The following is an 11665-nucleotide window of genomic DNA, read 5'->3' as shown; positions in this document are numbered from 1 at the left end:
CACGTGGAGGGTGACGTCGCGGCGCCGCCCCCCACGTGCCGGCCGGTCGCACGGCGGCCCGCCGTCCCCGGGGAGGGGACGACGGGCCGCCGTGGGAAACGCCGGGGGTCGGACTCAGATGAGGCCGAGCTCCTGGACCGCGTCGCGCTCCTCGGTCAGCTCCTTGACCGAGGCGTCGATGCGGGCGCGCGAGAAGTCGGAGATCTCCAGGCCCTGGACGATCTCGAACTTGCCGTCCTTGGTGGTGACCGGGAAGGAGGAGATCAGGCCGGCCGGGACGCCGTAGGAGCCGTCGGAGACGACACCCATGGAGGTCCAGTCGCCCTCGGCGGTGCCGTTGACCCAGGTGTACATGTGGTCGATGGCGGCGTTGGCGGCCGAGGCGGCCGAGGAGGCGCCGCGGGCCTCGATGATGGCGGCGCCGCGCTTGGCCACGGTCGGGATGAAGTCGTTCTCCAGCCAGGCCTGGTCGCTGCCGACGGCCTCGAAGGCCGGCTTGCCGGCGACCTCGGCCTGGAAGATGTCCGGGTACTGGGTGGCGGAGTGGTTGCCCCAGATGGTGACGCGCTTGATGTCGGAGACCAGGGCGCCGGTCTTGGCGGAGAGCTGGCCGACGGCGCGGTTGTGGTCCAGGCGGGTCATCGCGGTGAAGCGCTCGGCCGGCACGTCCGGGGCGTTGCGCTGGGCGATCAGGGCGTTGGTGTTGGCCGGGTTGCCGACGACCAGGACCTTGATGTCGTCCGCGGCGTGGGCGTTGATGGCCTTGCCCTGCGGGCCGAAGATGCCGCCGTTGGCCTGCAGCAGGTCGCCGCGCTCCATGCCCGCGGTGCGCGGACGGGCGCCGACCAGCAGCGCGACGTTGGCGCCGTCGAAGGCGACGTTCGGCTGATCGGTGATGGTGATGTCGCGCAGCAGCGGGAAGGCGCAGTCGACGAGCTCCATGGCGGTGCCCTCGGCGGCCTTGAGGCCCTGCGGGATCTCCAGGAGGCGCAGGTTCACCGGGACGTCGGCGCCGAGCAGGTGGCCCGAGGCGATGCGGAAGAGCAGCGCGTAGCCGATCTGGCCGGCGGCTCCGGTGATGGTGACGTTGACGGGGGTGCGGGTCATTTCTACCTTCTCCAGCAAATCGCCAGGTGCCCCAGGCACGTCGGCGCGCTGGAGCCGAGGACGGTCTCTCGACATCGAGAGAACCGGCGTCAGGGTATCGCAAAGGGAAGCGTACGCCTCGGGCGAGGTCGTGACTGGTTGGTCACAGACGATGACGGCCCCCGCCCGGGACGCTCGGGCGGGGGCCGTTCGCCGACCTGCGGGCCGACGCCACCGGCTGGGCCGCTACCGGCTACCGGCTACCGGCTACCGGCGCGGACGGCCGATCAGCTGGCCGACGTTGTCCAGCACCGGGAACTCCAGCCACGGGTTGGGCTGGGCCATCAGGGTCAGCAGCGTGATCGACACGCCCAGGAAGGTCAGCACGATCACATCGGTGAACCGGCTGCGCACGGCCAGCATGCCGACCTCCGGCAGCACCAGCCGCAGCAGCGCGCCGAGCAGCACCCCGCCGCCGACGATCAGGAGGCCGTACTTGAAGCCGTCCTGGAAGTCGGCGAACCAGGTGACCGCGAGGCCTGCGCCGACCACCAGCAGGACCACCGTTATCGGCCACTGCCGGACCGGCAGCGCGTGGTCGCGCCCGAGCGCGGCCGACGAGCCCTCGGGCGGCAGGGTGCCGGTGGTCTTGACCGGCCTGCGCCGGGTCCGCCGCGGTTCGGTCATGGCTTCCCGTCCTTCGGGATCGTCGTTCGTCGGTCGGGGGCGGATCAGACGCCGGCGCGGCGCTCGGCCGCCACCACGATGTTGTTCAGCAGCATGGCGCGGGTCATCGGGCCGACGCCGCCGGGGTTCGGGGAGATCCAGCCGGCCACCTCGGCCACGCCCGGGTGGACGTCGCCGACGATCTTGCCCTCGCTGCGGCTGACGCCGACGTCCAGCACGGCCGCGCCGGGCTTGACGTCCTCCGGCTTGACCAGGTGCGGCACCCCGGCGGCGGCCACGATGATGTCGGCCTGGCGCAGGTGGTGGGCGAGGTCACGGGTGCCGGTGTGGCAGAGCGTGACGGTGGCGTTCTCGCTGCGGCGGGTGAGCAGCAGGCCGATCGAGCGGCCGACGGTGACGCCGCGGCCGACCACGACCACCTCGGCGCCGTCGATCGGCACGTCGTGGCGGCGCAGCAGCTCGACGATGCCGAGCGGGGTGCAGGGCAGCGGGCCCTCGATGCCCAGCGCCAGGCGGCCGAGCGAGGTCGGGTGCAGGCCGTCCGCGTCCTTGTCCGGGTCCATCAGCTCCAGGACCGGGTTCTGGTCGAGGCCCTTGGGCAGCGGCAGCTGGACGATGTAGCCGGTGCAGGTCGGGTCGGCGTTGAGCTCGCGGACGACGTTCTCGACGTCCTCCTGGGTGGCGGTGGCGGGCAGCTCGCGCTGGATCGAGGCGATGCCGATCTCGGCGCAGTCCCGGTGCTTGCCGTTGACGTACCAGCGGCTGCCCGGGTCGTCGCCGACCAGGACGGTGCCGAGGCCGGGCACGACGCCCTTCGCCTGGAGGGCCGCCACGCGGGCGGCGAGTTCGGACTTGATCGCGGCCGCGGTGGCCTTGCCATCGAGAATCTGGGCAGTCATGACCCCATTCTCCCGGATCCGGACCGGCGTCCGCGCCACCGGTCCCCGGGGCCGGAGGGGGACGACGGCGGCACGGCCGCGGGAGGGCGGCGGGACGGCGGCGGGACGGCGGCGGGAGGTGGCCGGAGCGGCGGGGAGACCGGTGGCGGCCGGTGCGGAGGGGGTGGACGAACGGGTACGGAACGTTCGGGTCGTATTGCGGTTGCGCCACAGTCCGGCGCGACGCGCGGACGCGGCTGGACACGGCGCGGCCGGGCGTCCGACGATAAGCGGGCATTCCCCGCCGCATCCGGCCCGGTGACGGGCCGACGGACAGACCCGGCGGGGGCGTACCCGGGGGAAGAACGAAGTGAGCCGACCAGACCGCACCGCGCCGACGACCGTCCGCCGCCGCCGCGGCACGCCCCTCGCCGACCGGCCGTCCCGAATGCCGTCGGCCCGCTTCCCACGGCCCTGAGCGGAGGCGCGCACCCGGTCGCACCTGCCGGTGTCAGTGCGCTCCGCTAACGTCCCGTCCGACCGGCCGCCCGACCCGCCGGTCCGTTCCGGGTCCTCTGTCCCGTCCCCACTTGTCCCCATCTGCCCGGAGGCATCGATGAGCTACCCGCCCGACCCGAACAACCCGTACGAGCAGCCCCAGCAGCCCCAGCAGCCGCCGCAGCAGGCGTACGGCTACCCGCAGCAGCCGCCGGCCGCTCCCGGCTACGGCTACCCCCAGCAGCCCCCGGCCGCTCCCGGCTACGGCTACCCGCAGCAGCAGCCGCCGGCCTACGGCGTGCCGCCGCAGCAGGCGTACGGGTACCAGGCGATGCCGGGCACCCTCCAGGCGAACAACGGCTACATCAACATCGCCCAGCTCGGCACCGTGAAGCTCGCCTCCATGGGCCAGCGCTTCCTGGCCCGGCTGATCGACGGCCTGGCGGTCGGCGCGGTCATCGCCCTGGTCATGGCGCTCGGCCTGGCCGGCACGCTCGGCATCGTCAAGGACACCGACGACTGCTCCCAGTACTCCTACGGGAGCATCAGCTACAGCGACTGCATCCAGCAGCAGAACGACGCCGCAGCCGGCATCTTCGCCACCATGATGATCATGATCGGCGTGCTGTCGGTGTTCAACCTGCTCTACGAGTGGCTGATGGTCTCCTTCGTCGGCGCCACCCTGGGCAAGATGGCCATGGGCCTGCGCGTGGTCAAGGAGAACACCGGCCAGACCCCGGGCCTGGGCGGCGGCTTCATCCGCTTCATCATCCCGGTCGTCGGCGCCTTCGTCTGCTACATCGGCGCGCTGCTGGTCTACCTGTCGCCGTTCTTCGACAACTCCGGGAAGCTGCAGGGCTGGCACGACCGTGCCGCCGGCACCCTGGTGATCAAGAAGTAACGCGCGGGGCGGACGAACGGAGCGGCCCGGCTCCCTCGGTGGAGGGAGCCGGGCCGCTGCGTCGTTCCGTCAGCCGATCAGCGGATCAGCCGGTCAGCAGATCCGCTGATCAGTGGAAGAAGTGACGGGTACCGGTGAAGTACATGGTCACCCCGGCCTCGGCGGCGGCCGCGATCACCTCTTCGTCGCGGATCGAGCCGCCCGGCTGGACGATCGCCCGGACGCCGGCGGCGATCAGGATCGCCGGGCCGTCCGCGAACGGGAAGAAGGCGTCGGAGGCCGCGAACGCGCCCTTGGCCCGCTCGCCGGCCCGCTCGACCGCGAGCTTGCAGGAGTCGACCCGGTTGACCTGGCCCATGCCGACGCCCACCGAGGCGCCGTCCTTGGCCAGCAGGATCGCGTTGGACTTGACGGCCCGGCAGGCCCGCCAGGCGAAGGCCAGCTCGGCCAGCTCGGCCTCGGAGAGCGCCTCACCGGTGGCCAGCGTCCAGGTCGCCGGGTCGTCGCCCTCGGCGTGCACCCGGTCGGCGTCCTGGAGCAGCACGCCGCCGGAGATCGGGCGCACCTCCTGGCGGTTGGCCGGGGCCTCGGGGGCGAGCAGCACCCGCAGGTTCTTCTTGCGGGCCAGCACCTCGACGGCGCCGTCCTCGTAGCCGGGGGCCACCACGACCTCGGTGAAGATCGGGGCGATCTGCTCGGCCAGCTCCACGGTGACCGGGCGGTTGACGGCGATCACGCCGCCGTACGCGGAGACCGGGTCGCACTCGTGCGCCTTGCGGTGCGCCTCGGCGACGTCGGCGCCGGTCGCGATGCCGCACGGGTTGGCGTGCTTGATGATCGCGACGGCCGGCTCGGCGTGGTCGTACGCGGCGCGGCGGGCGGCGTCGGTGTCGACGTAGTTGTTGTACGACATCTCCTTGCCGTGCAGCTGCCGCGCACCGGCCAGGCCGCCGCTGCCGTCGGTGTACAGCGCGGCGCCCTGGTGCGGGTTCTCGCCGTAGCGCAGCACGTTCTGACGCTCGAACGCGGAGCCCAGGAACGCCGGGAAAGCGTCCTCGCTCCCGGTGTAGCCGGACTCCTCGAACCAGTTGGCCACCGCGACGTCGTAGGCGGCGGTGTGCGCGAAGGCCTGGGCGGCCAGCCGCTTGCGGGTCAGCAGGTCGAAGCCGCCCTGCTGGACGGCGGCGAGCACGTCCTGGTAGCGGGCCGGGTCGACCACGACGGCCACCGAGGGGTGGTTCTTGGCGGCGGCGCGGACCATGCTCGGGCCGCCGATGTCGATCTGCTCGACGCACTCGTCCGGGGTGGCGCCGGAGGCGACGGTCGCCTTGAACGGGTAGAGGTTCACCACGACCAGGTCGAAGGGCTCGACGCCCAGCTCGGCCAGCTGCGCGCGGTGCGACTCCAGGCGCAGGTCGGCCAGCACGCCGGCGTGCACGCGGGGGTGCAGCGTCTTCACGCGCCCGTCCAGGCACTCGGGGAAGCCGGTCAGCTCGGAGACCTCGGTCACCGGGACGCCCGCGGCGGCGATCCGGCCCGCGGTGGAGCCGGTCGAGACAATGGCGACCCCGGCGGCGTGCAGGCCCTGGGCCAGCTCCTCCAGGCCGGTCTTGTCGTACACGCTGATCAGGGCGCGGCGGATCGGCCGGACGTTCTCGGAGACAGGGGGCGTGGTGGGAGCGGCGCTCATGCCGGAATCCATACCTTTCGGTCCTCGATGCGGTGACCTTCGCGGGCCAGCCGGCCCACGACGTCGACGAGCAGCTTGCGCTCGACAGTCTTGATGCGCTCGTGCAGCGCCTCGCCGCCATCGGCGTGGTCGGCGTCGAGGACCTCCACGACGCCCTGCGCGATGATCGGCCCGGTGTCGACGCCGGCGTCGACCAGGTGGACGGTGCAGCCGGTGACCCGCACCCCGTACGCCAGCGCGTCGGTGACGCCGTGGGCGCCGGGGAAGGAGGGCAGCAGCGCGGGGTGGGTGTTGACGATCCGTCCGGCGAAGGCCTCGATGAACGCGGGGCCGAGGATCTTCATGAAGCCGGCCGTGACGACCAGGTCCGGCTGGTACCCGGCCACGGAGGCGGTCAGCGCGCGGTCCCAGTCCGCGCGGTCCGCGTGGTCCTTCACCCGGTGCACGAAGACCGGCAGGCCGGCGCGCTCGGCGCGCTCCAGGCCGGCGATGGCCTCACGGTCCGCGCCGACGGCGACGATCCGGGCACCGAACGCGGGGTCGGCGGTGGCGTCGATCAGCGCCTGGAGGTTGGTGCCGGAGCCGGAGACCAGCACCACCAGGCGGGCCGGTCCGGGCGTGCGGGGCGGGAAGAGCTGAGCGGGGGCGGCGGCCACTGCGCGATTCTCCGTAGGTCGGGCGCCGTGCGCTGGTACGTCCACCGGCGGTGGGGCCACTACGAACGGCAGGTCGAGCGAGGGGGAACTCCTGGAGAACCCGCCGCGACGCGGGCGCCCGGGGAACCCGTGGGAGCTGCTGACCGTCACCACCATAACGGCTGGTCGGACGGCCTCCGAAACACCGTCGCGGGCTACGCGCGTAGCTGAGACCGGGATCTCGCCGGGCCGTCCCCGGGCCGTCACCGGGTCCCGACCGGACCCGGCGGCGGCCCGACGACCGGCCAATCCCGGACGCGCCCGCAGCCCCCACCGGGGCCTGCGGGATCATAGGGTGGCGCGGGCACCCGCCCCACCGACCGAGAAGGAATGGCTGAACCATGAGCAGCGGTGACGACACCGGCGAGCGCAACCCCTTCGCGCCGCCGCCGGCGGATGCCCCCGACCAGCCGTGGCGGCCGCGCGCTCCGCACTCCTCCGAGGGCTCCGACCGCCCCGAGGGCCAGGACGGCGACCCGGACGAGCGCCCGCTCGTCCCGCCGCCGCACCCCTGGAGCCCCGGCTACCAGGGCAGCGGCTGGCACCCCCGCCCGCCCGCGCCGCAGCCGCCCCGGCTCGACCCGACCGACCCCGCCCAGCGCAAGGCCCGCAACGCCGCGCTGGCCGGCATGGGCGCCCTGGTCTGCGCCTTCGCCGCGGTGCACTACGTCGCCCTGTTCCTCGGCGCGCTCGCCATCGCCTGGGGCGTCTCCGCCATGCGCGCCCCCAAGCCCGCCCCGGCCGACGCCGCGACCGGCACCCCGCCACCCGCCGCGGCCGCCGGCCCCACCACCTCGAACCCGCTCACCCCGGCCGCCCTGGCCGGCATCCTCACCGGCGCCATGACGGTGGTCTTCGTCTCCGCCGTGCTCGGCCTGGCGCTCTACTACAACGACTACGTCAGCTGCGTGCAGGACTCGCTCACCGCCGGCGCCGCCGACGGCTGCGAGCGGCTCGCGCCGCAGTGGTACGTGGACATCACCAGGGCGGGCGAGTAGGCGCGCTCAGCGGGCCGGGCCGGCGTCGTCCGCGCCGTCGGAGCCGCCGCCCGAGAGGCTGCTGACGACTCCGTAGGCGCGGGCGCGCAGAAGGAGCGCGCCCCGGCGTGCGGCCAGGGCGAGCGCCCCGGTCGGCGCGAGCGATGCGAGCGATGCGCGCCGGGCGCGACCGTCGGCCGCACGGAGGAAACGGAAGCGGGCCAGCAGCGCGGCCGGGGCGGCCACCACCGCCACCCAGGCCGCCGCGGCCAGCCCCGTCCACCACGGCACCGGCCCCAGCCAGGCCATCCGGCCCGCCGCCAGCGCCCCGCCGGAGAGCCCGCCGAACCCCGCCGCCACCGCCCCGACCAGCAGCGCGGCCGCCAGCGCCGCCGCCGCGGTCGCCGGCACCGGCCACGGCCCGGCCCGACCGGTCCGCCGGGCGGCCCGCCCGCCGCCGGCGGCGGCCGCCCGCCCCAGCAGCAGCCCCGGCACCACGCCCGCCAGCGCCGGCAGCGCGCACACCACCAGCCGCCAGCCGCCGGCACCCGGCTCCGGGAGCAGCGCGAACAGCGGGAACTCCGGCACCGGCCCCAGCACCGTCCGCACCGGCGACACCACCGTCCCCTCCCCCGCCGCGAACCCCGGCCCGAGCGCGTACGCCGCGCCCCACAGCACCGCGTTCGGCAGCAGCACCAGGGTCACCAGCAGCGCCCCCGCCACCGCCGCCGGCCCGCCCGTGAACACCTCCGGCGCACCGCTCGTGGACACCGCGGCCAGCACCGCCGCCCCCGCCACCACCACTCCGCCGGCCGCCAGCAACCCGGCCCCGGCCGCCAGCGCGGCCACCCGGACCACCACCGCGCCGTCCGTCGGCCGGGCCCACCGCGGCAGCCGCGCCAGCGCCCGCTCCAGCAGCCCCGTCACCGTCGGGACCACCCCGCGCCCCCGCGCCCCGACCGCCACCGCCGCCCCGGCCACCAGCGCGACCACGGCGAGGTCCAGCAGCACCCGGGCCCGGAACTCCCCCGCCCCCGCGCACTGCGCCACCACCCCGCAGGCCACCGCGCAGTACCCCGCCCACACCGCCGGCGCACCGCTGCGCCGGAGCCGTCCCGCACCCCGCGCCGCCACCCGGCCCGCCGCCCGGGACAGCTGGCCCACCGCCAGCAGACCGAGCAGCAGCGGCGTGACCGACAGCGGCGCCTCCGCCGCCCCGCGCAGCACCGGCGCGCCGTGCCCGAGCAGCCACAGCGCCGCCACCAGCCGCAGCGCCCCGGACGCGCCGCCGTCCGCGTACGGCGTCACCACCCAGAGCCCGAGCACCGGGACGGCGATGACGAAGAGCCCGAGCAGGGCCGTCCGGACCCCGACGAGCAGGGCCGGCACGACGGGCCCGGCGCCCAGTTCGCCCGGCGCTCCCAGAATCGGACGACCCGTCAGCTGCGTCATGGCCCACATCGTGCCAAGGCGACTCGCCATGCTCCGTGAAGAGGCAAACCGCCGGGGTGTCCCAGATTATTGGCTTATGCGCATTTTCAGACCATGCCCTCTCGCCGCCGCGACCGACCCGGCCAGGAGCGTCTGATGACCAAGCCCCCGACCGCCGCACACCCTGGCAACCAGCCCGCCCCCGCGACACAGCGCCGCAGCGGGAAGGGGCGCCCCGCCAAGGCCGGGACCGGAGGCGGCCGGGCCGCCGCCGGGAAGGGCGAGGACGCCGGACCACTGCACCGCCTGACGGAGCGTGAGGCAGAGGCCGTCGCCCACCTCGCGGCCGGCCGCGACCTCGCCGAGACCGCCGCCGCCCTCGGCGTCACCCCCGCCACCGCCCGCGGCCACCAGCGCCGGGCCCTGCGCAAGCTCGGCATCCGCACCCAGGACGAGATCACCGCCCTCGCCGCCTTACTGCCCGCCCCGGAGGCCCCCGCGGCCAAGCCGCCCACCGGCCCCCCGCCCACCGACGGCCGACCCGCCGATCCGGCGACGGCACGAACCCCGCAGCAGACCGCTGCGGTGACGGCTGCTGGTGGCCAGCAGCCACCGAGCGGCCCTCCCAGCGACCCGACGGAGACACGAACCTCGCGGCAACCCACCACGACGACGACCACGGCCGACGGCCAGCAGCTCCCGGGCGATCCGCACGCTGGCCCGGCGAAGACGCAGCCGCCGCAGCAGACCGCCACAGCGACGAACACAGCCGGCGGCGAGCAGCCCCCGGTCGACCCGCAGGCCGATCATGCGAACGCAGCGGCCCCGCCGTCCCGGCAGGGGGCCGTCCGCCGCCCGGTGGCAGCCGTCGGCGTGAACCGGCCGCAGGGCGTGCGCGCCGGCCGAGCCGCCGACGCTGGTGCGCAAGCGCCGTCGGCTGAAGCGCAGGCCGCCGACCGGGCGTCGGCGGATCAGGCCGTCGGCAGCGGCGCCGAGCGCGGGTCGGACCACGACGACCGGCGGACGGCCGACGGGCTGACGACAGACCTCCGTGGCCGACGGGCGACGGCGAAGCAGCCGGCCGAAAGCGCCGCCGCACGGACGGCCTCGGGACCCGACAGCCGCCGGACGACGGAGCAGGCGGCCGCAGCGACCGAGGCAGCCGGCGGACCGGCATCGGCACCCGACGGCAACCAGGCAGCGACCGGAAAGGCGACCACAGGACGCCACGGCAACCGGACGGCACACCAACCCCCAAGGCCCGACAGCCCCCGGACGCCGCAGCAAACGGCCCCAGCGGGACAGCCGGCAGCCCCAGCGCCCAACGGCGAAGAGGCCACAGCCGGACACCACGCCAAGCAGATGCCCAAGGGACCCGACAGCCGCCGGACGACGGAGCAAGCGGCCGAGAAGGCCGGCGGGCCGGCAACTACATCGGCACCCGACGACGACCAGGCGGCGACCGGACAAGCAGCCACGGGCCACTGCGGCAACCGGGCGGCAAAGCAGCGCGCCGAACTCGACGCCAAGCAGGTGCCGGCGGAGCCCGACAGTCGGCGAGCGCCCGCAGCGCGGGCAGCCGAGGCGGCCGACGGGCGGGAGACGGTGCCGGGGGACGGCGGGGGGTGGGAGGTGGGGTTCGAGGAGCAGTACGAGGCCACCCACACCCGGTTGGTGCAGCAGGTGTTCCTGCTCACCGCGTGCAAGCACCGGGCCGTGCACTGCGTGGGGCGGGCGTTCGGGGAGGCGCGGCGGCGGTGGGCGGAGGTGGTCGCCGGGGGTGAGCCGGAGACGTGGGTGCGGGCCCGGGCGTTCGAGCTGGCGCTGTCGCCGTGGCACCGGGGCGGGCCGCGGCGCAGCCATGTGTGGCGGCTGCCACACCGCCGGATCAAGGTGCGGCCGGCGGACGAGGCCCAGGCGGTGCTGCCGGACCACGACCGCCTCACCGACCGGGACCGCGCGCTGCTCAAGGCGCTCCGGCGGCTGTCCCGGCCGCAGCGCCGGGCGCTGGTGCTGCACGACGGCCTGGGGGTGCCGGCCGCCGCGGTGGCGCTGGAGGTGGAGTCGACGGTGGCGGCCGCCGAGGGGCGGGTGTGGGCGGCCCGGGCGGCGCTGGCGCAGTGGGTGCCGGAGCTCGTCGGGACGGATCCGGCGGCGGACGGGTTCGCCGACCGGCTCTGCGCGCTGATGCACCGGGCGGCGGTGCGTGGGGCGCCGGAGCCGCACCGGCCCCCGGTGCCGCTGCTGCGGGCCCGGCACGGGCTGGTGAACGCGGGCCGGACGGGGGCGGCGGCGCTGCTGACGGCCGCGGTCGGCGGGGCGGTGGTGGCGACGCTGGCGGGCGGAGGGCCGGGCAAGCTGTTCCGGCCGCCGGCTCCGCCGCCGCCCGCGCTCTGCGCGCCGGTCCCCACCCTGGTGACCGCGCGGGACGCGCTGCTGCCGCTGCTGCCGGACGGGCCGCCGTCGGGGATCCAGAGCCACTGGTGCTCGCCGACACCGGGGCTGGAACCGGTCGTGGTGGATCCTCCGCCGCCCGGCGGCGGGCCGTACAGCCCGCCGACGGGCGGGCGCGCCGCCGAGGCGCTGCCCCCGCCGGGCACGGTGGCCGCCGCCCCCCGGCCCGGCTGCGCCCCCTTGGCGCTGCACCCGTGCGCGACGGACTACTGAGCGGATCACGGAGCGCCCCGGAGGCGAACGGGCGAACAACACCGCCCCGAGCCGAAGGGGCGCGCCGGTGCCGAAAGGGAGAAGGGCCAAGCCGCCGACGAAGGAGGTGGCGCCGCGCCCGCCGACCGTCGGCACCGGGCCGGAGCGACCCGGAG

9 protein-coding genes are annotated in these 11665 nt (G+C 75.6%); 3 read left to right on the top strand and 6 right to left on the bottom strand.

The window, feature by feature from the left end:
• Positions 1 to 114: 114 nt before the first annotated feature.
• The 3 genes from ABTX81_RS36330 to ABTX81_RS36320 all read right to left on the bottom strand — a co-directional run bounded on the left by ABTX81_RS36330 (position 115) and on the right by ABTX81_RS36320 (position 2672).
• Positions 115 to 1107, bottom strand: a complete 993-nt coding sequence (locus ABTX81_RS36330; RefSeq protein ID WP_350554603.1) for a malate dehydrogenase — start codon at positions 1105 to 1107, stop codon at positions 115 to 117.
• Between the two features lie 246 nt (positions 1108 to 1353).
• Positions 1354 to 1773, bottom strand: a complete 420-nt coding sequence (locus ABTX81_RS36325) for a DUF3017 domain-containing protein (RefSeq protein ID WP_350554601.1) — start codon at positions 1771 to 1773, stop codon at positions 1354 to 1356.
• 44 nt (positions 1774 to 1817) lie between these two features.
• The gene (locus ABTX81_RS36320; RefSeq protein ID WP_350554599.1) at positions 1818 to 2672 is read right to left on the bottom strand and encodes a bifunctional methylenetetrahydrofolate dehydrogenase/methenyltetrahydrofolate cyclohydrolase; all 855 of its coding nucleotides are present in this window, start codon (positions 2670 to 2672) and stop codon (positions 1818 to 1820) included.
• A 595-nt stretch (positions 2673 to 3267) separates the two neighbouring features.
• Between ABTX81_RS36320 and ABTX81_RS36315 the strand changes: the two genes are divergently transcribed.
• Positions 3268 to 4050 carry an RDD family protein gene (locus ABTX81_RS36315; RefSeq protein WP_350554597.1) on the top strand — a complete coding sequence of 261 codons (783 nt, stop codon included), beginning with the start codon at positions 3268 to 3270 and terminating at the stop codon, positions 4048 to 4050.
• A 109-nt stretch (positions 4051 to 4159) separates the two neighbouring features.
• Here ABTX81_RS36315 and purH read toward each other — a convergent pair whose 3' ends face one another.
• Both purH and purN read right to left on the bottom strand, forming a co-directional pair.
• Positions 4160 to 5740: a bifunctional phosphoribosylaminoimidazolecarboxamide formyltransferase/IMP cyclohydrolase gene (gene purH, locus ABTX81_RS36310; protein WP_350554595.1), complete on the bottom strand. Its 1581-nt coding sequence runs from the start codon at positions 5738 to 5740 to the stop codon at positions 4160 to 4162.
• The gene (gene purN / locus ABTX81_RS36305) at positions 5737 to 6396 is read right to left on the bottom strand and encodes a phosphoribosylglycinamide formyltransferase (RefSeq protein WP_350554593.1); all 660 of its coding nucleotides are present in this window, start codon (positions 6394 to 6396) and stop codon (positions 5737 to 5739) included. The genes purH and purN overlap by 4 nt, the downstream gene beginning before the upstream one ends.
• A gap of 380 nt (positions 6397 to 6776) precedes the next feature.
• Here purN and ABTX81_RS36300 point away from each other — a divergent pair, with 380 nt between their 5' ends.
• Positions 6777 to 7433 (top strand): hypothetical protein, encoded by a 657-nt coding sequence (locus ABTX81_RS36300; RefSeq protein ID WP_350554591.1) that lies wholly within the window; start codon positions 6777 to 6779, stop codon positions 7431 to 7433.
• A gap of 6 nt (positions 7434 to 7439) precedes the next feature.
• On the opposite strand, the gene ABTX81_RS36295 is transcribed toward ABTX81_RS36300, so the two are convergent.
• Entirely contained in the window at positions 7440 to 8864 is a 1425-nt protein-coding gene (locus ABTX81_RS36295; RefSeq protein ID WP_350554589.1) for a cell division protein PerM, read from the bottom strand.
• Between the two features lie 1341 nt (positions 8865 to 10205).
• Between ABTX81_RS36295 and ABTX81_RS36285 the strand changes: the two genes are divergently transcribed.
• Positions 10206 to 11510: a SigE family RNA polymerase sigma factor gene (locus ABTX81_RS36285; protein ID WP_350554685.1), complete on the top strand. Its 1305-nt coding sequence runs from the start codon at positions 10206 to 10208 to the stop codon at positions 11508 to 11510.
• Positions 11511 to 11665: the final 155 nt, after the last annotated feature.

The sequence above is a fragment of the Kitasatospora sp. NPDC097605 genome (assembly GCF_040302725.1).
Lineage (GTDB): Bacteria > Actinomycetota > Actinomycetes > Streptomycetales > Streptomycetaceae > Kitasatospora.
This window is presented reverse-complemented; position numbering and strand designations above follow the sequence as displayed.